Source organism: Methylobacterium cerastii, from assembly GCF_022179125.1.
Taxonomy (GTDB): Bacteria; Pseudomonadota; Alphaproteobacteria; order Rhizobiales; family Beijerinckiaceae; genus Methylobacterium; species Methylobacterium cerastii.
In genome coordinates, this window is record NZ_BPQG01000001.1 from 1 (window position 1) to 19,731 (window position 19,731).

The window sequence follows — 19,731 nt, forward strand, 5'->3', positions numbered from 1 at the left end:
GCGTCCGGCGACGTGGATGCGTCCGGCGTAGGGCACCGAGATCGCGCCATCGCGGCCGACCGCCTGCTCGGGGATGAGGGCGGACTTCGAGCCGGCGGAGAAGCGGTCGGCGACGAGGGGTCCTGAGAACAGGCCGCCGGAGCCGGCTTCCCAGACCGAGACGGCGACGTAGTCGCCGACGCCGATCACCGGCTCGATCGAGGGGCGCTTGTCGCCGAAGGAGGCGAGCAGGCTGTCGAGGGGGCGTCCGCGCAGGGCCTCGATCACGGCCGGCGTCACGTCCACGAGCTCGTAGCGCGCCAGCAGCCCCTCCGGCGTCGAGACCTCCGCCCCCGCCTCGACGGCCCGCGCCGTCGGACCCGAAGCCGGAAGAACCGAACAGCCCGACACCGCAAGTGCGGTGAGCAGGAGCAGGGGGAGGACGCGCATCCAGGATTGCCTGATCGTTTTCAAGGCCTCGACGCCTAGACCAATCGCAAGCTGCTGTCCGTAGCGGGGCGGACACACTCGCAGCGCGCGAGCTCGATCGGCCGCGGCGATCCCCGTTGTGCACATCGTCAAGTCGCGACTCCGACTTTCTGCGGGCTGGACGCTGACAGCGACACGGGCGATCTGGCTCTCGCGCCGACGAAGCCTTATGCCTGGAAAATATTTCCGCCCCACGACGCAGCGAACGACTTCGGAAGAACGCCCTCATCCATGAGGCTGCCTCTCTCCTACACCCCGCCGGACTTGCAGGCCGAGCGGACCGGCACGGTACGCCGCCGACAGGTGTTCTTCATTCCGGGCTACGATCCCGAGGCACGGACCCGCTATCGTCTGCTGTTCGTGCGCGAGCTGTTGCGGCACGCCAAGCGCTTCGGCGATCCGCGGCCCGACATCTCGCCGGCGACCTTGAGTGCGGACGGCATCCTACAGAGCTGGACGGTCGGACCGGACGAGGGCCGGGTGGCGACCGCCTACGACGTGCTGCTCTGGGACGACCTCGTCGCGCGGGACTTCCGTCGGCCGCGGGTGCTCAGCGTCCTGCTCCTCGTCGTCGGCACGCTCCATGCCCTGGTCCGCGGGCTGATCTGGCGGTTCTACCGGCTCAACTGGCTCTACGGGAACGTCGTGATCTACCCGTTCGTGATGGTCGTGCTGCTCTCGGCCCTGTCGCTGGCGATCGGGACCCTGGTGCACGCCCACCTCGGCGACTGGTTCGGCCACAGCCTCGGCTGGCCGCCCTGGGTGACCCTGCCGCTTGCCGTCGTCGCCGGGATCGCCTGGATCGTGGCGATCGAGGCTTTGCTCAACCGTTTCTTCTTCTGGCAGTTGCTGAACGATTGGGTGTTCAACTGGCAGCACGGCAACGGCTGGCGACGCGACTATGCCGCCCGCCTCGACGTTTTCGCCGACCGCATCCTCGCGCGGCTCGCCGAAGCCGAAGCCCGCGGCGAGCGGCCGGACGAGGTGATGATCGTCGGCCACTCCACCGGCGGGCTCACGGCCGCCGAGGTCGCCGCGCGGCTCCTCGCCCGAGCTCCGGACCTCGGAACGGGCGACACGGCGTTCTGCCTCGCGACCCTGGGCTCTGCCCTTCCGATCGTCGCCGCGCAGCCCTTCGCCCGGCATGTCCGCGGCGACGTGGCCGCCCTCGTCGCCTCGCGCCGGATCGTCTGGCTCGACGTGCAGGCGCCGCAGGATTGGATGAACTTCCCCGGCTTCAATCCTGTGCTCGACCTCGGGCTGCCGCTCGCCGGCGGCCCGATCGCGAACCCGCTGGTGCGGTCGGCACAGGTGCGGGACATCCTGACGCCGGAGACCTATGCGAAGGTCAGGCTCAAGCCGTTCCGCATGCACTTCCAGTTCCTGCTCGCGAACGAGCGGCCCGGCCCCTACGACTACTTCCGCATGGTCCTCGGACCGCAATTCCTGCGCGACCGGGCGATCCGTCCGATCGTGGCGGAGCTGGCGCCCGCGGCGCCGCAGGCCGGCGGCTGAGGGGAGGGTGGCTCCGCGCGAAGGCCTCGCCCGGGCCGGGCGGCGTGCTATCTGCGACGCCGCGACCACGCGATCGAACCGGGAGCCGCGATGCCCGCGAGCCAGTCCACGCCGAACGACCCTGCGGGGTCCCCCGCCGCACAGGTGCTCGTGGTGATGGGGGTCTCGGGCTCGGGAAAGAGCACCGTGGCCGCCCTGGTGGCCGAGCGGCTGGGCTGGATCTTCGTCGACGGCGACAGCTTCCACACGCCCGAGCACGTCGCCAAGATGCATGCCGGCCTCGCCCTGGACGACGAGGACCGCGCGCCTTGGCTCGCCTCGATCGCGGTCTGGATCCGGCATCGCCTGGAGCGGGGGGAATCCGGCGTCATCGTCTGCTCGGCCCTGCGCCGGGCCTATCGCGACGTTCTCACCGGAGGCTCGCGGCAGGTCCGGATCGTCTACCTCGAAGGCAGCCGCGACCTGATCGCCGGCCGGCTCGCGCAGCGGCACGGGCACTTCATGGCGCCGGCCCTCCTCGACAGCCAGTTCGCGACCCTGGAGCCGCCGGGGGAGAACGAGCATCCGGTCGTCGTCGGCATCGCCGACGATCCCGAGCGGATCGCCGAGCGCGTGGTCGTCCGGGTCCAGGCGACCGGAGGAGCCGTATCATGAGCGACCGCGACATCGACCTCGTGATCTCGGACGTCGACGGCACCCTCGTCGGCACCGACAAGAGCCTCAGCCCGGGCACGATCGCCGCGGTGGCGCGGCTGCACGCCGCCGGAATCGGTTTCACCGTCGCGTCGGCCCGCCCGCCCGTTGGCTTGCGCGGTCTCGTCGCGACGCTGGCGCTGCGCCTGCCGATGGGCGCCTTCAACGGCGCGACGGTGGTCGGCCCCGACCTCTCCGTGATCGAGGAGCGGCTGATCCCGGAGGCGACCGCACGGGAGGCGGTCGACCGGATGCTCGCCGCGAAGCTCGATGTCTGGGTCTTCGCCGACGGCCTGTGGAGCCTGCGCGACCCGGCCGGACCCTACACCGACCTCGAGCGCCGCACCCTCGACGCCGAGCCGAACGTGGTGCCCGACCTCGCCTCCCTTCTGGGACGGGCTTCCAAGCTCGTCGGCGTCAGCCGGGACCACGCGCACCTCGCCGCCTGCGAGGCCGAGATCGGCCGCACCCTGGAGGGCCGCGCCGTCGTCCACCGCTCGCAGGCCTACTACCTCGACGTGACCCCACCCGGCGTCGACAAGGGCGGCTTCGTGGACTGGATGGCGGACCGGCTCGGCCTCGCGCGCAGCCGCATCGCCACCTTCGGAGACGCGGGCAACGATGCCGCGATGTTCGCGCGCGCCGGCCTGTCGGTGGCGATGGGCAACGCCGAGGAGAGGGTGAAGGCGGCGGCCACCGCCGTCACCGACGGCAACGACGCCGACGGCGTCGCCAAGGCGGTCGATCGGCTGATCCTGGCCTAAGAAGACGTCCGCCCCTGTGGCATGCTGGGCACAGGCTGCGCCCCCCGGGTTCGCCGCCCCCAGGCGACCGCATCCAAGCCGCTTTCCGGCCTCATTTGCCCCCGACCTAGCTTGACCAGAACAAGCGGGAACGGGTCTCCAGGATGCATCGACGCCTTCTCCTCGCCGCAGCTCTGGCGGTCGTGACCGTCCCGGCCATCGCGCAGGGGGCCCGCGACAACATCGATGCGCTGATCGAGCAGCACGCCAAGGCGAACGGCGTTCCGGCGAGCTTCGTCCATGCGGTGGTCAAGCGCGAGAGCAACTACAACCCGAAGGCCAAGGGCGGCAGCGCCCTCGGGCTGATGCAGATCAAGCCCGCCACCGCCCGCGGCCTCGGCTATCAGGGCGACGCCGCCGGCCTGCTCGACCCCGGGACGAACCTGAAATACGGCGTCGCCTACCTCGCCGGCGCCTACCGCACCGCGCAGGGCAACCTCAGCCAGGCCTACGGCTACTACAATCGCGGCTACTACTACGCCGCCAAGCGCCAGGGCGTCGCCACGGCGGTCGCCGCGGTGGTAGCCCCCGTCGCCGCCTCCGCCAGCGCCGTCGCCAGCCTGTTCACCGGCGCCCCGGTCGCCGCCACCGATCCGAACCTCTCCGCCGCAAACGTGGCGCTGGCCTATGCGCCGACCGTGGCGGCGGCGCCGGCCGAGGCGGTCGCGGTCCCCTTGCCGCCCCGTCGTCCGGCAGCCCTCTCCGGGGCCGAGATGGTGGAGATGGCGAGCCTGCGCACGACGCAGGACCCCGCCGCCGACCAGTCGCAAGCGGACGCCGCCGCGACGGCCCAGACGATCGCGGTGCCGCTTCCGCCGCGCCGGCCCGATTCGCTTTCCGGCGCCGTCCAGGTGGCGAGCGCCGACCTCTCGGGGCTCACCCTGGCCGCCTCGCCCGCAGCGCAGCCGGCCGCCGCCACCGCGGATGCGGCCTCCGCCGACAGCGTCGCCGTGCCGTTGCCGCCGCGTCGGCCCTCGGCCCAGCGACTCGCTGCGTTCGCCCGGCCCGCAGCGCCTCGCAGGGCGCCCGCCGAGGAGCCCGTCCTCGAAGCCACCGCCCTCGCCACCGACCAGTAGGTTTGTACCAGCGCGGGAAAACCGCAGAGGTTGTCCAGCCAACGATTTGCTGGCTGGGTTGACCGCGGGACCGCAGCGCAACACATACGGGGCGTCGGACGAGGGGACCGATGCGGTCGGCGCCGTGTGCGCCGCAGCATCGCAACCGCTCGAGTTCCTTTGACGAATCATCATGCACCGAGGGCAGGGGTGCGCCGGACGTCTCGCGAGAGATCGGGCGTGACCGCGTCATGGTCGTCCTTGTGTGAGGTTCGCGGCGCATCACTTGCGTCGGGATGGCCGAGAGGCCGATCTCGCGCTTGAGACCGACGCGCTTGGGATCAATCGGAAAGCGGACGACGCCATGACCGGCGCGGTGGAACAAGAATCACTCTTCCTGTCCGACCTCGGTCGCCGGGTCCGGCATGCGCGCACGGTCCGCGGCCTGTCGCGCAAGCTGTTGTCGCAGACCTCGGGCCTGTCGGAGCGATACATCGCTCAGCTGGAGGGCGGGCAGGGCAACGTCTCGATCATCCTGCTGCGGCGCGTCGCCGACGCGATGGGCGTGCGCCTCGACGACCTGATCACCGGCAACGACGCGATCCCCGACTGGCCGGTTTTGCGCGACCTCCTCGGCCACGCCTCGCCGGCCCAGATCGCGGCCGCGAAGGACGCGCTTTCGGGCGGCCCGCGCGACGGAAGCATGCCGCGCCCGCGCGTGGCGGTGGTGGGCCTGCGCGGCGCGGGCAAGTCCACCCTCGGGCGGATGACCGCCGAACGCCTCGGCTGGCCCTTCATCGAGCTCAACGCCGAGATCGAGCGCGAGAACGCGCTCTCGGTCCAGGAGATCTTCGCGATCTACGGCCAGGAAGGCTACCGCCGCCTGGAGCAGGCGGCATTGCGGCGCCTGACCGAGCATCCCGGGCCGTTGGTCCTCGCGACCAGCGGCGGCATCGTCGCCGAACCGCTGACCTACGACCTCCTGCTGCAGGCCTTCTTCACGGTCTGGCTCAAGGCGCGGCCCGAGGAACACATGCAGCGAGTCCGCGACCAGGGACATCTCGCCATGACCGGCGACCACGCCTCGGCGATGCTCGAGCTGCGGGCGGTGCTCGCCAGCCGCGAGCCGCTCTACGCCCGCGCCTCGGCGACCGTCGACACCTCCGACGTGCCCGTGGACGTGATGGTCGACCGCCTGACCCGGACGATCGAGGCGCGCTTCCAAGGGCAGGCGGTGACCGCCTGAGGGGTGCGACGTCGCGCCCGCCGTCCTGACGCGGCCCTTGATCGAGGCCGGCGGCCACCCCAAGCTTTCCGCTCACGTCGAACGGGAACCCGCCTTCGCCGGTTCGCGAACCGACCCGTGATCATCCGTGGACCCGGCGCGACCCGGTCCGGGCGCCCCGGCACGGGGCAAGCCGCCCTCCGTCGCCGCGCCACCCGAGGAGCAGAACCATGACTGGCAGCCACGCCCTCGGGCGCCCCGTCGCCGACGGGCTCGCCGGCACCGTCGACCCGGTCTGGTCGCGCCTGCGCGCCGAGTCCGAGGCGGTGATCCGCGACGAGCCGCAGCTCGCCTCCTTCATCGTCGCCACGATCCTGAACCACACCAGCCTGGAGGGCGCCGTCTCGCACCGGGTCGCCGCCCGGCTCGGACACGCGGCGCTTCCCTCGGAGCTGGTCGCGCATGCCTTCCACGAGGCGATCCAGGCGGATCCGCGCATCGGCGAGGCGTTCCGCGCCGACATCGTCGCCGTGATGGACCGCGACCCTGCGACCAGCCGTGCGATCGAGCCTGTGCTGTACTTCAAGGGCTTCCACGCCATCCAGGCGCACCGCCTGGCGCACCACGTTTGGAACCAGGGCCGGCGCGACCTCGCGCTCTACCTGCAGAGCCGGTCGTCGGAGGTGTTCCAGTGCGACATCCACCCGGCGGCGCGGATCGGACGGGGGGTGTTCCTCGACCACGCCACCGGCCTCGTGGTCGGCTCCACCGCCGTGATCGAGGACGACGTCTCCATCCTGCACGCGGTGACGCTCGGCGGCACCGGAAAGCAGGGGGCCGACCGCCATCCGAAGATCCGCCGCGGCGTGATGATCGGCGCCGGCGCCAAGATCCTCGGCAACATCGAGGTCGGGGAATGCGCCCGGGTCGCCGCCGGCTCGGTGGTCCTGCGCCCGGTGCCGGCCAACACCACGGTGGTCGGGGTGCCGGCCCGCGTCGTCGGCACCGCCGGCTGCGCCGAGCCGGCCCGGGCCATGGACCAGCTCGTCAGCATGGACCAGTTCATCCACATGGCCGAGGGCATCTGACGCGCGGGTCCGGCCGCGCTTGCTCCTCCGCCGAGGGCGTGGCAAGCGGTGGCCCGGCCGCCGGGCGGGCTCCCGACCAGGGCACGCACCCGGAACGCCCTGCATGAAGAACCCGAAAGGCTCGACAGCGTGACCAAGCCCGAAGTCGCGAAGCTGCAGGACTACCTGCGCCGCAAATTCGCCAACGCCAGCATCCGCATCGTGGCGATGAAGAACGGCGATTCCGCCGAGGTCTTCATCGGCGACGAGTCGATCGGCGTGATCTCCGACGACAAGGAGGACGGCGACGATTCCTTCATGTTCCGGATGGCGATCCTCGACATCGATCTCGAGGACGACGCCTGAGGCGCGTTCGGCCTGTGCACGGGTTAACGCTAACCCGCACAGGTGCTTAACGTTTCGTAAACATCAGGGTTAGACTGCGCGCATCCTCGGTCGTAGCGTGCGTCATGGTCATCACCCTCGCTTCCCTCGACGCGATCCGGACGCTCTGCGTGGGCTTGGCCCTCTCGGGGCTCCTCGCCAGCGCGTTCGAGATGTGCACCACGCGTCGCGCCAGCTTCAGCCTGCTCGGGCACGGCGGCGTCACCGCCGTCGCCGCGCTGCCGATGCTGGCCTTCGGGGCGCCCTTCATCATCCTGCGGAACACCCTGCGCGGGCGTCGGATCGAGGGGCGCCCGATGCCCTTCGTGATGCTGGCGACCGTCATCGCCTGCGGTTGGGGCCTGCTCTCGGGCCGCGTCGCGCTGGGCCTTGCGGCCTTCGTCGTCGGCGCCTGACCCGGCCCGTCAGCGGTTGGCCGTCGCCGCCGGCGAGGCGCCGCCGTTGAGCGTGACCCAGGCGCGCCCGTCCTGCCCCTCGCGCTTGATGTAGGCGTATCCGGTGTCGCGCCACGACAGGATCGTGTTGGTCTTGTTGTCGAGGATGAAGTCGCCGCGATCGGTGCGCACCATCAGCACCGCGTGGCCCTCGCCGATGTCGTCGATGACGACGGTCATCCGCAGCGCACGCCGGGGCAACCCGCGCTCGATCAGCATCCGGCGCTTGAGCAGCTGGTAGTCCTCGCAATCGCCGAAACCGTCGTCGGGGAAGTCCCAGCGATCGACGACGCCCCAATGGGCCTGGTCGGTGACCGGCCTGATCCGGGCGTTGACCCGGCGGTTGACGCCGGTCAGCGTCCGCCACAGGTCGGCGTCGAACCGGATCGTGGCCGGCTCGCGCGCGTCCACGTCGCACTCGGCGGGCATGCGCTGGCAGAACGCGGTCCAGGCCGCCACCGGGCGCGCCGCCGCCCCGGTCTCCACGGGCGTGGCCGCATCGGGCAGGCTGGCGAGCGTCCGGGGCTGGGTCGAGGCCCCGCCGATCATCAGGATCGTTCCGGCAAAGCCCAGGGCGGCCGCGCGCCCGGTGCTTCGCAGGGCAAAGCGCCATCGGATGCCGCCGAGGGCACCCGCAGCCTGGACAACCGCGTACCGCATGCTCGATGCTCCGCCCTGCCGAAGCGACCAAGCTGGCACGGGCGTGCCGGCGGCTCAATCGAAAAATGAAGGCGAATTAACCAATCGGCTCCCGGATGGTTCCACCGAGGCCGCGGGCGATGCGCGATAAAAGTTCATGCGCTTCGGGAATGCGAGACCTGCGCGGTCGATCGCCCCTTGATTCCGGCGTGATTCGCAGATTGAGACTGTGACACCGGCGTGACGGCACGCCGGCGCCACGGGATCGGCTTCGCAGGTCCGAGCAAGACGCCGGCCAAGCGGCCGCCAGGGATCATCGCAACCGTGTCGCAACCCCCCATCCATCTCATGATCCGGGCTCTCGCGGAGAACGGCGCCCCGGGGGCGATCGACATCGCCCAGCACGCAGTGGAGATGTTCCTCGCCGCCTCCCCGACCGATGCGGACCGCGCGCTCGCGGTCGACATCCTGCTGCGCGACCTCGCCAGCCTGCGCGGCGTCGCCCCCCACATCACCGCCTTCATCGGCCGGATCGAGATGCAGCTCGGCCGCATTCGTCGGGACGCCCTCAAGCGCCCGGCGCAACGCCCCGTGCCGGCGGATGCCGAGATGACCGAAGAGGTCGCGGCGTCCGAGGCCGAGGCCGAGCCGGCGCTCCAGGCCGCCTGAGCCTTCTGAGCCGCCCGATCCTCCCCAGCCGCCTGATCCTCAGCGGTTGGCGGTGGTGATAGGCGAGGTGACGCCGCCGAGCGACACCCAGGCGACGGCGTCCTGGCTTTCGCGCTTGATGAAGGTGTAGCCGGTGCGGTGCCAGGGTAGGATCTGGCTGGTCTTGTTGTCGAGCACGAGGTCGCCGCGATCGGTGATCAGGGTGAGGACGGCGTGGCCCTCGCCCTTCTCGTCGATGACCACGGTCATCCGCATGGCGCGGCGCGGCAGGCCGGCGCGGGCGAGCAGGCTGCGCTTGAGCAGCTGGAAGTCCTCGCAATCGCCCGAGCCGTCCTCGGCGAGGTCCCAACGGTCCGGCACCCCGAGGTGGTCCATGTCGGTCACCGGCGTCACCGTGGCGTTGACGCGGCGGTTGACCGTCTGGATCGTGTTCCAGATCGCGGGGGTCATCGCGATGCGGGCGGGCTCGGCGGCGTTGACCGCACACTCGGCCGGGTAGGTCTGGCAGAACGTCACCCAGGCCAGGATCGGCTTGGCGACGCCGACCGGCGCGGCCGCGATGGTGGGGGCGGGCAGCGAGGCCAGGGTCTGCGCGGCGACCGGCGCCACGCCGGCGGCGAGGAGGGCGAACAGCCCGAGGCCGAGCGCCCGGATCCCCGTTCCCTTGCTGCTGAACACCCGGCCCATCGCCCAAACCCTCCGTCGATGGAGGCACGATGGGCCCGCGCGCCCTCCACGGCGCTGAAGCCGATACGAGCAATTTTATCGATTCGCCGCCGCCGTCGGCGCGCCTCGCAACAGCCCGAACCGGACGCTTTGGCGACCCGGCGGATTGTCGGCATCGCGTAGAGGATCGGGAAACCCTGTGCGGCCGCCGCGGTCGCCGTCCGATCGATCCGAAATTCCGATGCGGGACGTCAAACGCAGCGATCGGACGCGATCCGACCGAGCGAGCGGCCGACTCGGCAAAGGCGATCACCGTTCAGGTCGGGCTTGATGAATGAGAAGGGTTTTCGGACGGCGGCGTGCGTGCGATCCGGCAAAACCGCATCGTCTGCTCGATTCGCAGAATCAATCGGCAATGACGTGGTGACCGCGACGCGTCCGCCCCGGCGGCGGCGGCCACAACCAAGTCGCCGAAGCGTTCGGCCCCGGCCGCCGCGTGCTTAGAGCGTCATGCCTTCGTGGAAGCGGTCGGGGGAGAGCGGCAGCATGAACTGCACGCCGAACCCGCCTTCGAAGTAGCGCACGAGCTTGCCGGGCGTGGTGCCGATCGTCAACGTCGTGCCCAGCGGCGGCGCGCTGAGGCTGGCCAGGGCGACGCCCGACATCGAGATATCGATGACCCGCGCCTTGATCTCGCGCCCGCTCTCCAGCCGCACGACCACCGCCGGCTGCTTGGGCACGATGCGCTCGTGGGTCCGGCCCTCGGGCAGGCCGAGCATCTCGCGGTTGGCGAGCCAGGTGAGCTGCGAGGCGATCTTGTCGCGCTTGCGCGGCGTCGCCGACAGCTGGATCGCGAAGCCGCCCTTGGGATGGCGCGCGATGACGCCCTCGATCCGGCCGATATGCTCGAGGTACAGCACCACGCGCTCGCCGAGCTCACCCACCACCGCGCAGGTCAGACGGACGCCGCCGGGCGACATGTCGACGGTCTGACACGGATATTCGCGGCGGTCGGACAGCATGTAGCGGCCGAGCAGGGAGACCGGCACGCGCTGATGGCGTCGCAGGTCGGAGGCCTGCGCGAGGCGCAGTGTCGTCGTTCCCGCTGAGTTCTGCGCCATCATCATCGCGGGAATAGTCGGTCCGTCGTTGCTCGCTCGCTCGCAAAACCTAGCAATTATCTGGTTACGAAAACCTTGTTCCAGGCACACAATCTGAGGTTTCTTGCTCAAGGTGCCTGTTCAATTTTCTCGCGTCAGTTCTGCGGCCGGCGTCTCCGCTGCTTTCAGACCCGTCCGCCGCGGTGGACCATGAGGTGCCCGCGACGGAACGGGGTGCTGTCGTTGGCCGGCGGGGGGAAGGCGCCGAACGCCCCGGCTTCGAGGCCCGCGAGATCGAGGACCGAGTCGTCGCCCTGCGGCCCATCGTGGAGGGCGTCGGGCATGGGCCGAGCCAGCATCCGCAGGGAGAGCGTGTCGAGGCGCACGAGCGGACGCAGGCCGAGCCAGGTCGGCGGGGCGACGGGGCTCAGCGCGCCGAGCGCCCGCGCCTGGGTGCGCCCGCGGTGGCGGAGCGGCAGCAGGAGGAATTCGAGGTCGACGGTCTCGCCGTCCGTGTTGGTGCCGCGCAGGCCCGCGACGACGCCGATCGCGTCCGCCGCCACCGTCTCGACCATCCGCCAGGGGTCCGCCGAGGCCTCGCCCCAGAGGGCGGACAGGTGCGCGGCCCGCAACTCCCGCCCGAACAGGGCGCAGACGCGGGTGCCGGCGAGCCGCAGGGTCGCGGTCCGGTGCGGCATGTCGAGTTCGAGGATCAGGCTGTCGGCCAGCAAATGGCGGATCGCGCCGGGTTCGATCTCGGAGCGCTCCGGGGCGCAGCGCTGCCCGCGAAGCCGGTCCCAGTAGCTGTAAAGCATGCGGCTGGTCGGATGCTTCATCGGTGTCCCGGACTGATGCGCGGCGGCGTGGCGATCGGTGCCGCTTCGGAACACCTTCGATCTCTCGTGGTGCATCCAGCGGCTGTTCGACCGTCACGGTGCACAACCTACGCCCGGGGTCACGGCCAAGCTCGCGCAACCCTTCGTTAAGGTTAAGCGGAGGTTGACGTTGCACGCCGGGCGGCCCTGCGAGACAGTGTTCACGAAAGCGTGACGGTTCGGGTCGCCCCGACGCCGTCACGTCTCCGGGTCGCCTTTGCGAGGTGCGCGGAGGGATCGGGCGCCCGCGCCCCGCCGTCTCCTGGTCCGGACGGCGCCCGGCCCCGCAAGGGGTCTCGGATCCTCTGCTTCAGGGAGGTCGCCCGTTCGCGGTGCGCCTCCCTTTTTTTGTTCGCCGGCCGCCGTTCCGGCCGTCGCCGCGGCCGCAGGCCCTTGCAGCGGGAGCCGTCGCCCCGACATGTGGCGCCATGGATGCTTCCCCCGATCTGCCGCGCCAGGGCCGCGTGCCCGTCTTCAACATGCCGGGCGTGGTCACCGTCTCGATCGGCCTGCTGCTCGCGATCCATGCGGTCCGCGAGATCCTGCTGCCGGACGCCTGGGACATCCGCCTGGTGCTCGACCTCGCGCTGGTGCCGTCCCGCTGGACGACATGGTTCGACCCGGCCCAGGCCGACGCGGTGCTGCGCGCGGCGAGCGAGGCCGGCGACGCGCAGTTCGCCGCCGCGCGCGAGGGCTTCGCCCGCTACGTGCTCAGCGAGCCCGGCGCCTACCCGTGGAGCTTCGCCACCTACGGCCTGCTGCACGGCTCATGGATGCACGTGATCTTCAACAGCGTCTGGCTCGCGGCCTTCGGCTCGCCGGTGGCGCGGCGCTGCGGCGCCTGGCGCTTCGGGCTGATCGCGCTGGCCGGGACGGTCGCGGGCGGAGCGCTGCATGTCGCGATCGACCCGCTGAGTTCTTCGCCGCTGATCGGCGCGTCTGCCGGCGTGTCGGCGCTGATGGCGGCCGCCGCGCGCTTCGTGTTCCAGCCGCCGGCGGCGGGCTACGGGACGCAGGCCTGGCAGCTGCCGCCGCACCGTCCGGCCGAGACCGTGCCGGAGCTTTTGCGCAACCGCACCGCGGTGACGTTCCTGGTCATCTGGCTGGCGACGAACCTGCTGTTCGGCCTGATCACCCTGCCGCTCGGCGCCGAGAACGCGGCGGTCGCGTGGGACGCCCACCTCGGCGGCTTCGTCGTCAGCTTCCTGATGTTCCCGTTCGTGGACCCGCAGGCACGACCGCCGCGGTAGCCGGCCCGAGCCGCTTGGATGACCGGCCGCATGACGGCGGCCGACATTCCCGTTCGACGATGTGGACGCCCTCGGCAGGCGCCGCGCGCCCGGTCTTGCCATGGCGCGGCATCCGCCACACACTCGCATCGATCGCACGGCGCGATCCGGGATCAACCCGGGCACGCCTCCGGTCCCTATGCGCGCCGCGGCTGACGGCGCGGGCGGCGTCACCTCCTGGGAGGGATCTTCATGACCATCGCACGCATCCTCGCCGAGAAAGGCGCGGACATCGTCACCATCACCCCCGAACGGACCCTCGACGAGGCGATCCATCTCCTCGCGGAGAAGCGCATCGGCGCACTCGTGGTCACCCACGGCGACGGGTCGGTCGCCGGCATCCTGTCCGAGCGCGACATCATGCGAGCGCTGGCCAAGCTCGGCGGCGGCGCCTTCGATGCGCCGGTCTCCGCGCACATGACCGCCGAGGTCGTCACATGCAAGCGCGCCACGACGGTGGAGGACGTGATGCAGCTGATGACCGAAGGGCGCTTCCGCCACGTTCCGGTCTGCGAGGACGGCCGGCTCGTCGGCCTCATCTCCATCGGCGACGTGGTCAAGCGCCGGATCGCGGCGGTCGAGGCCGAGCACAAGGCGATGCGCGACTACATCACGATGGCCTGACGCCTCCGCTCAAGCCAGGACGGGATCGAGGGTGACGTGCCACAGGTCGGCGTCAGCCGCGTCCTTCAGCGTCACCGTCATCTGCTCCGTCCGCCCGTCGACGGCGACATGCCCGAAGAACTGGTAGCCTGCCGCCGGCGACAGGTTCACCTGGCCTTCCGGCGGCGCCTTCACGAAACGCAGCTGCGGCCCGAACGTGTCGTCGAGCGTGTTCGGGCCGAAGGTGCCGGCGTGCAGCGGGCCTGAGACGAACTCCCAGAACGGCTCGAACTCCTGGAAGCGGGCCTTGTTGGGGTCGTAGTAGTGCGCGGCGGTGTAGTGCACGTCGGCCGTGAACCACACCGTGTTGCGGATGTTCGCAGCCTTGATGAAGCGCAGCAGGTCGGCGATCTCCAGCTCGCGCCCCAGGGGCGGGCCGTCGCCCTGCGCAACCGCTTCGGAGCCGAAGTTCCGGTCGCCGTCGTAGGTGACGACGAGGCCGAGTGGCATGTCGGCGGCGATCACCTTCCAGGTCGCGCGCGACTCCATCAGCGCCCGCTTGAGCCAGGCGAGCTGCACCGGCCCGAGGAAGTACGCGTCCGGGCCGTAGGCGGTCTGGCGGTTCTCGCCGTTCGGCCCGCGATACGAGCGCATGTCGAGCATGAACACGTCGACGAGGGGGCCGTAGGCGATCTTGCGGTAGACGCGGCCGGGCTCGGCCGGCTCGAAGCGCATCGGCATGTATTCGTGGAAGGCGCGGGACGCCCGCACCTGGAGCGCGCGCACGTTCGGGTCGGCGTACCTCTTCCTTAGGTGCTCGGCCCGGGTCAGCGGCTCGCCGGGCCACCAGTTGTTGGTGACCTCGTGGTCGTCCCATTGCGCCAGGATCGGCACGGCGGCGTTCATCGCCAGCACGTTCGCGTCCGTCAGGTTGTATTGGTAGCGGCCGCGGAACTCGGCGAGCGTCTCGGCGGGCTTCGACACCACCTCGGTGACGCGGTTGCGCCAGAGCGTGCCGTCAGGCAGTCGCACCTCGGCCGTGATCGGCCCGTCGGCGTAGATCGTGTCGCCGGAATGCAGGAAGAAGTCCGGGCGGTTGGCCAGCATCGCCTTGTAGATGGTCATGCCGCCGCGGGCCTCGTCGATGCCCCAGCCCTGGCCCGCCGTGTCGCCCGACCAGCAGAACGAGACCGAGCGCCGGTCGGCCGGCGCGGTGCGGAAGCGCCCGACCTGCGCCGGGCCGCGGATCGTCGGCGCCGCGAGGTCTTCGAGCCGGATCCGGTAGACGATGTCCTGCCCCGGCGGCAGGCCGGTGAGCGCAGCCTTCACGGTGCCGTCCGCCTCCGGCAGGGCGTCGGCGAAGGTGCCGCCGCGGATCTCGGCGAAGCTGTCGGTGGTGGACCATTCGACGATCGCGCGGCACGGGCGGTCGGCGCGCGCCCAGACGATCGCGGAGTCGGTGCCGACGTCGCCCGATTGCAGGCCGTGCGTGAGGATCGGCCGGTCGGCGGCGCGGCTGAGGCCCGGCCGGGCGATGCCGGACGCGAACCCGACGAGGCCGGCCCCGCCGGCGAACAGGATCTGGCGGCGGCTGGACACCATCGGGGCGGCTCCTCGCGGCGGTCGGGCCGGTCCCGATCCCGCACGAGGGCCGCATCGCAGGCCGATGCGACAGTCGCGTGACGCGGCGCGTCAGGCGCGCGCGGCCGCGGCCTGCACCATCGCCCGGATGCGGGGGACGGCGGCGCGCGTCGCCGCGTGGCCGGCGGCGATCGCCTCGGCCGCCCGGTGGAACTCGAACTGTCCCATCGTGGCGAGGTCCGGCCCGATCGCGCAATCGGGCGGGTCCCGCTCGAGGCGCGCGCGCGAGATTCGGTCCTGCGTGATGTTGAAGGCGTCGAACATCACCCGGCCGATCCCGGGTCCAGACGGCGCGACCCTGCGATTGCGGAGGCCCGCGAGCAGGCTCCAGCGCCGGGCGCCGACCGCGGTGACGACCTGCTCGACGGGATCGGCCGCGCCGGGCTCGATCACGCCGCCCCGCATCCGCGGGTCGCAGGCGAGGTTCACGCCCACGACAAGGTCGGCGCCCATCGCGCGGGCCAGCGTCACCGGCACCGGGTTGACCAGCGTGCCGTCCATCAGGAGACGCCCGTCGCGCTCGACCGGCGCGAACAGGCCGGGCAGGGCGTAGGAGGCGCGCAGAGCCTCGATCAGCGATCCACGCGTGAGCCAGACCTCGTGCCCGGTTCCGAGCTCGGTGGCGACCGAGCCGAAGCCGACCGGCAGGTCGTCGACCAGGCGGTCGCCGAGGTCGCGCACCAGCCGCCGGCGTAGGTGGTCGCCGCCGATCAGCCCCGAGCCCGACAGGCGCGGGTCGAGGAGGCCCAGCACCCGGCGGCGTGTGAGCGAAAGCGCGAACTCGGCCAGGGCGTCGAGCTTGCCCGCGGCGAAGCAGCCGCCGACCACGGCGCCGATCGAGCAGCCGGCGACGACCGAGGGGTGGATGCCGGCCTCGTCGAGGGCGCGGATCACGCCGATATGCGCCCACCCGCGCGCGGCGCCGCCGCCGAGGGCCAGGCCGATCCGCGGCTGCCACGGCGCCGTCTCGCGCGTCGGCTCGACGGTTCCGGGAGCGATCGACGGCGCGGCGTGCCGCAGCAGGGCGTGCGCGCCGCTCATGGGCCGGCGGGGTTCAGCACCGCGCGGCCGTCCGGGTCGAGGGCGACGCTGCGGTAGAAGCAGGCGCGCCGCCCGGTGTGGCAACAGCCGCCGTCGCCGCCGACCGCGACGGTGATCAGCAGCGCGTCCTGGTCGCAATCGGTGCGCATCTCGACGACGCGCTGGACCTGGCCCGAGGTCGCACCCTTGTGCCAGAGTTCCCGGCGCGAGCGCGACCAGTACCAGGCCTCGCCGGTCTCCAGCGTCCGTCGCAGCGATTCGGCGTTCATGTGCGCGAGCATCAGCACGCGGCCGTCCTGCGCGTCGACGGCGATGCAGGCCACGAGCCCGTCGCGGTCGAAGCGGGGCGTGAAGGCCACGCCTTCCTCGACCTCGGTACGGCTACCGGGCGGATCGAATGGGGGGACGGTCATCGAATGACGGTTCCTGCGCAGAGCACTCGGTCCGCGAGCATCCCTCCCCCCTCTGCGGGGGAGGGAAGGGGCGGCGACGCCACATGAATGCGGCTACGCCTTGCCGCCGCGGACCAGCGTCAGGAACCGCACCTGCTCGCTGGCGTCCTCGCGGAAGGCGCCGCGGAACTGGGTGGTGATGGTGGAAACGCCGGCCTTCTGGACGCCGCGCATCGCCATGCAGAGATGCTCCGCCTCGACGAGGACGGCGACGCCGCGGGGCTTGAGGATGCTCTCGATCACGTCGGCGATCTGGGCGGTCATCGTCTCCTGCGTCTGCAGCCGGCGGGCGAAGGTGTCGACCACGCGGGCGAGCTTCGACAGGCCGACCACGCCCTTGGTCGGGTAGTAGGCGATGTGGGCCAGGCCCATGAACGGCACCATGTGGTGCTCGCAGTGGGAGTAGAACGGGATGTCGCGCACCAGCACGATGTCGGAATAGCCCTCGACCTCCTCGAACACCCGCTCGAGCAGGGCGTCCGCGTCGACCTCGTAGCCGCCGAAGAGCTGGCCGTAGGCCTTGACCACGCGGGCCGGGGTGTCGAGCAGGCCTTCGCGGTTCGGGTCGTCGCCGGCCCAGCGCAGCAGGGTGCGCACGGCGGCCTCGGCCTCCTCGCGGCTCGGGCGGGCGAGGGCGATGCCGTCGGGCACCCGCGTCGCGGATTCGGGCTTCTTCGCGATGTCCTTGGCGCCGTCCGGCGCGGCCGTCTCGGCACGGCGCTCGGCGAGGCTCGCCACCACGCGGTCGTTGTCGTTGCGCATGACGCTCAAGCTCGGCTCGGCCTCGGGAAGGGGACGGGCGGCGCCGTAGGACAGGGATTTGAGCGCGGCATCCATGGCATCTCCGGCCCGCGCCACACGGGCCTTCATCGTCGTACTGTCCGGCTTGGCGTACATGTCGGTCGAACCGTCTCGGAGCCCGGATGGCTCCGGGCCGGCGCCCCGGTGGTTGCGGTGTCCGTGGCCGTGGGCGCGACCCTGGTCGACGAGCCGCCTCCTCGCGAAACGGCCTGAAGCGGCCTATATCGTCGTTCTTGCACGATCGCGCAATGCACGGCGCGCGGGGCGCAAGGGCGGCCCGCACGGGGCCGACCACGCAGCGACCGACCACGCAGCGACAAGGAGCGGAAGGCGCCCATGCTCGACGACATCTACAACCGGCGCATCCTCGAACTCGCCGCCGACATCCCCCGGCTCGGCCGGCTCTCGGCGCCGGACGCCAGCGCGACGGCGCATTCGAAGCTCTGCGGCTCGACGGTGACCGTCGACCTCGTGCTCGGGGCCGACGAGACGGTCGCCGACTTCGCCCACGACGTGAAGGCCTGTGCGCTCGGCCAGGCCTCGTCCTCGCTGATGGGGCGGCACGTGGTCGGCTCCAGCCCCGAGGAGCTTCGGAGCGTGCGCGAGACCATGCGTGCGATGCTGAAGACGAACGGCCCGGCGCCCGAGGGCCGCTGGGCCGACCTCTCCGTGCTCGCGCCGGTGCGCGACTTCAAGGCGCGCCACGCCTCGACCCTGCTCACCTTCGACGCGGTGGTGGAGGCGCTCGACCGCATCGAGGCCGCCAGGCGCGCCGCCGCCTGACGCGATGCTGCGGCGTGCCGCGCGGATCGCGATCCGCGGCTATCAACTCACGCTGTCCGGCCTCGTCGGCCGACAGTGCCGGCACTGGCCGAGCTGCTCCGACTACGCGGACGCGGCGATCGCCCGGCACGGGCTCTGGCCCGGCGCCTGGATGGGGTTTTCGCGGATCTGCCGCTGCGGTCCCTTCGGCACCCACGGCATCGACCTCGTGCCCGACGCCCTGCCGCCGCGGGCGCGCTGGTTCCTGCCGTGGCGCTACGCGCGCTGGCGGGGGGTCAATGCGCCGCCGAACCCGTTTTCCTGCGACGCGGTCGCGCCCTCGGACGGCCAGACCCAGGTGACGGCGTCGGAGCGTAGCTGAAGCGCCACAGGTCGCGCCCGACGAACCTGCGGCGATGCCGGCCTTGCCAGCCGGTCACGAACCGCCGCACACTCCGCGCCCAGAACGACGCCAGCGTCGCCCCCGGCCGGCAGGCCCGACGATCAAGACGGAAACCCCATCGGCATGAGTCAGGGCTCGTCCGCCACTACCCTCGACGACGGCATCGTCGCCACCGCCGAAGCCTGCCTCGCCTCCGTCGGCCAGGCGCGCGAAGCGATCCACGGTGTGATCTTCGGACAGGAGAAGGTCGTCGACCTCGCCCTCGTCACGATCCTGGCCGGCGGTCACGGCCTCCTCGTCGGATTGCCGGGTTTGGCCAAGACCAAGCTCGTCGAGACGCTGGGCACCGTGCTCGGGCTCGACGCCCGGCGGGTGCAGTTCACGCCCGACCTGATGCCTTCCGACATCCTCGGCACCGAGATCCTGGACGAGGATGCCGACCGCCGCCGCTCGTTCCGCTTCGTCAAGGGCCCGGTCTTCACCCAGCTCCTGATGGCCGACGAGATCAACCGCGCGAGCCCGCGCACACAGTCCGCGCTGCTGCAGGCGATGCAGGAGAACTTCGTCTCGGTCGCCGGCGAGCGCCACGACCTGCCACGCCCGTTCCACGTTCTCGCCACCCAGAACCCGATCGAGCAGGAGGGCACCTATCCGCTGCCCGAGGCGCAGCTCGACCGCTTCCTGCTGGAGATCGACGTCGGCTATCCCGACCGCGCCGCCGAGCGCCGCATCCTGATCGAGACCACCGGCGTCGCCGACCAGGGCGTGAAGGCCGTGATGTCGACCGACGCGCTGCTGACCGCGCAGCGCCTCGTGCGCCGCCTGCCGGTGGGCGAGACCGTGGTCGACGCGATCCTCGACCTCGTCCGCTCGGCCCGCCCCGACGGCGGCGACCCGCTGGTGAAGGGCAAGCTGATGTGGGGCCCCGGCCCCCGCGCCAGCCAGGCGCTGAGCCTGGCGGCCCGCGCCCGCGCGCTGATCGAAGGCCGCGTCGCGCCCTCGGTCGCCGACGTGAAGGCGCTCGCCGAGCCGGTGCTGAAGCACCGCATGGCGCTGAGCTACGCGGCGCGGGCCGACGGCGACACCATCGAGGGGCTGATCGCCAAGCTCGCCGAGAAGCTTTAG

At 71.5% G+C, this 19,731-nt stretch carries 24 protein-coding genes; 15 read left to right on the forward strand and 9 right to left on the reverse strand.

Annotated features, from left to right (window positions below):
- Positions 1–429 (reverse strand): polysaccharide biosynthesis/export family protein (locus MFF13_RS00005; RefSeq protein WP_238269971.1); only part of this gene is annotated, 429 nt, incomplete at its 3' end.
- A gap of 270 nt (positions 430–699) precedes the next feature.
- On the opposite strand from MFF13_RS00005, the gene MFF13_RS00010 reads away from it, so the two are divergent.
- The 8 genes from MFF13_RS00010 (at position 700) to MFF13_RS00045 (ending at position 7,626) form a co-directional block, all read left to right on the forward strand.
- The gene (locus MFF13_RS00010; RefSeq protein ID WP_238269973.1) at positions 700–1,983 is read left to right on the forward strand and encodes a lipase family protein; all 1,284 of its coding nucleotides are present in this window, start codon (positions 700–702) and stop codon (positions 1,981–1,983) included.
- Positions 1,984–2,073: 90 nt separating this feature from the next.
- Positions 2,074–2,637 (forward strand): gluconokinase, encoded by a 564-nt coding sequence (locus tag MFF13_RS00015; RefSeq protein WP_147831984.1) that lies wholly within the window; start codon positions 2,074–2,076, stop codon positions 2,635–2,637.
- Entirely contained in the window at positions 2,634–3,440 is an 807-nt protein-coding gene (locus MFF13_RS00020) for a Cof-type HAD-IIB family hydrolase (RefSeq protein ID WP_238269975.1), read from the forward strand. The genes MFF13_RS00015 and MFF13_RS00020 overlap by 4 nt, the downstream gene beginning before the upstream one ends.
- Before the next feature lie 143 nt (positions 3,441–3,583).
- Positions 3,584–4,555: a lytic transglycosylase domain-containing protein gene (locus MFF13_RS00025; RefSeq protein ID WP_147831989.1), complete on the forward strand. Its 972-nt coding sequence runs from the start codon at positions 3,584–3,586 to the stop codon at positions 4,553–4,555.
- Positions 4,556–4,874: 319 nt separating this feature from the next.
- Positions 4,875–5,780: a helix-turn-helix transcriptional regulator gene (locus MFF13_RS00030; RefSeq protein WP_281406027.1), complete on the forward strand. Its 906-nt coding sequence runs from the start codon at positions 4,875–4,877 to the stop codon at positions 5,778–5,780.
- A 209-nt stretch (positions 5,781–5,989) separates the two neighbouring features.
- Positions 5,990–6,847 (forward strand): serine O-acetyltransferase, encoded by an 858-nt coding sequence (cysE, locus tag MFF13_RS00035; protein ID WP_147754134.1) that lies wholly within the window; start codon positions 5,990–5,992, stop codon positions 6,845–6,847.
- Between the two features lie 129 nt (positions 6,848–6,976).
- Positions 6,977–7,192, forward strand: a complete 216-nt coding sequence (locus MFF13_RS00040) for a DUF3126 family protein (RefSeq protein WP_147754133.1) — start codon at positions 6,977–6,979, stop codon at positions 7,190–7,192.
- A 104-nt stretch (positions 7,193–7,296) separates the two neighbouring features.
- Entirely contained in the window at positions 7,297–7,626 is a 330-nt protein-coding gene (locus MFF13_RS00045) for a DUF6949 family protein (RefSeq protein WP_147754132.1), read from the forward strand.
- 9 nt (positions 7,627–7,635) lie between these two features.
- Here the strand turns inward: MFF13_RS00045 and MFF13_RS00050 are convergent, their stop codons facing one another.
- Positions 7,636–8,325 (reverse strand): transglutaminase-like cysteine peptidase, encoded by a 690-nt coding sequence (locus MFF13_RS00050; protein WP_147831991.1) that lies wholly within the window; start codon positions 8,323–8,325, stop codon positions 7,636–7,638.
- A gap of 303 nt (positions 8,326–8,628) precedes the next feature.
- Between MFF13_RS00050 and MFF13_RS00055 the strand changes: the two genes are divergently transcribed.
- Positions 8,629–8,973, forward strand: coding sequence for a hypothetical protein (locus MFF13_RS00055; RefSeq protein ID WP_238269977.1), 345 nt, complete (start codon positions 8,629–8,631; stop codon positions 8,971–8,973).
- Positions 8,974–9,012: 39 nt separating this feature from the next.
- Here MFF13_RS00055 and MFF13_RS00060 read toward each other — a convergent pair whose 3' ends face one another.
- Positions 9,013–9,660: a transglutaminase-like cysteine peptidase gene (locus MFF13_RS00060; protein WP_147831993.1), complete on the reverse strand. Its 648-nt coding sequence runs from the start codon at positions 9,658–9,660 to the stop codon at positions 9,013–9,015.
- Between the two features lie 29 nt (positions 9,661–9,689).
- Here MFF13_RS00060 and MFF13_RS00065 point away from each other — a divergent pair, with 29 nt between their 5' ends.
- A complete protein-coding gene (locus tag MFF13_RS00065; RefSeq protein ID WP_147831996.1) occupies positions 9,690–9,977 on the forward strand; it encodes a hypothetical protein in 288 nt (95 codons plus the stop codon).
- A 162-nt stretch (positions 9,978–10,139) separates the two neighbouring features.
- On the opposite strand, the gene MFF13_RS00070 is transcribed toward MFF13_RS00065, so the two are convergent.
- Together MFF13_RS00070 and MFF13_RS00075 are read right to left on the reverse strand one after the other, a co-directional pair.
- The gene (locus MFF13_RS00070; protein ID WP_373322456.1) at positions 10,140–10,766 is read right to left on the reverse strand and encodes a PilZ domain-containing protein; all 627 of its coding nucleotides are present in this window, start codon (positions 10,764–10,766) and stop codon (positions 10,140–10,142) included.
- Between the two features lie 158 nt (positions 10,767–10,924).
- Positions 10,925–11,575 carry a PAS domain-containing protein gene (locus tag MFF13_RS00075; protein WP_238269979.1) on the reverse strand — a complete coding sequence of 217 codons (651 nt, stop codon included), beginning with the start codon at positions 11,573–11,575 and terminating at the stop codon, positions 10,925–10,927.
- Between the two features lie 467 nt (positions 11,576–12,042).
- Here MFF13_RS00075 and MFF13_RS00080 point away from each other — a divergent pair, with 467 nt between their 5' ends.
- Together MFF13_RS00080 and MFF13_RS00085 are read left to right on the forward strand one after the other, a co-directional pair.
- Positions 12,043–12,864 (forward strand): rhomboid family intramembrane serine protease, encoded by an 822-nt coding sequence (locus tag MFF13_RS00080; protein WP_238269981.1) that lies wholly within the window; start codon positions 12,043–12,045, stop codon positions 12,862–12,864.
- Positions 12,865–13,095: 231 nt separating this feature from the next.
- Positions 13,096–13,527, forward strand: a complete 432-nt coding sequence (locus tag MFF13_RS00085) for a CBS domain-containing protein (RefSeq protein ID WP_147762364.1) — start codon at positions 13,096–13,098, stop codon at positions 13,525–13,527.
- Between the two features lie 9 nt (positions 13,528–13,536).
- Here MFF13_RS00085 and MFF13_RS00090 read toward each other — a convergent pair whose 3' ends face one another.
- The 4 genes from MFF13_RS00090 to folE all read right to left on the reverse strand — a co-directional run bounded on the left by MFF13_RS00090 (position 13,537) and on the right by folE (position 17,477).
- Entirely contained in the window at positions 13,537–15,108 is a 1,572-nt protein-coding gene (locus MFF13_RS00090) for an alkaline phosphatase D family protein (RefSeq protein ID WP_238269983.1), read from the reverse strand.
- Positions 15,109–15,198: 90 nt separating this feature from the next.
- Positions 15,199–16,188, reverse strand: a complete 990-nt coding sequence (locus MFF13_RS00095) for a patatin-like phospholipase family protein (protein ID WP_238269985.1) — start codon at positions 16,186–16,188, stop codon at positions 15,199–15,201.
- On the reverse strand, positions 16,185–16,601 hold the full coding sequence (gene hisI / locus MFF13_RS00100; protein WP_147762367.1) for a phosphoribosyl-AMP cyclohydrolase: 417 nt from the start codon (positions 16,599–16,601) through the stop codon (positions 16,185–16,187). Before hisI ends, MFF13_RS00095 begins: the two co-directional genes overlap by 4 nt.
- Before the next feature lie 93 nt (positions 16,602–16,694).
- Positions 16,695–17,477: a GTP cyclohydrolase I FolE gene (folE, locus tag MFF13_RS00105; RefSeq protein WP_505744292.1), complete on the reverse strand. Its 783-nt coding sequence runs from the start codon at positions 17,475–17,477 to the stop codon at positions 16,695–16,697.
- Between the two features lie 300 nt (positions 17,478–17,777).
- Between folE and MFF13_RS00110 the strand changes: the two genes are divergently transcribed.
- From MFF13_RS00110 to MFF13_RS00120, 3 genes are all read left to right on the forward strand, one after another.
- Positions 17,778–18,224 (forward strand): iron-sulfur cluster assembly scaffold protein, encoded by a 447-nt coding sequence (locus MFF13_RS00110; RefSeq protein ID WP_147754510.1) that lies wholly within the window; start codon positions 17,778–17,780, stop codon positions 18,222–18,224.
- Positions 18,225–18,228: 4 nt separating this feature from the next.
- A complete protein-coding gene (gene yidD / locus MFF13_RS00115; protein WP_238269987.1) occupies positions 18,229–18,585 on the forward strand; it encodes a membrane protein insertion efficiency factor YidD in 357 nt (118 codons plus the stop codon).
- 144 nt (positions 18,586–18,729) lie between these two features.
- Positions 18,730–19,731, forward strand: a complete 1,002-nt coding sequence (locus MFF13_RS00120; protein ID WP_147828697.1) for an AAA family ATPase — start codon at positions 18,730–18,732, stop codon at positions 19,729–19,731.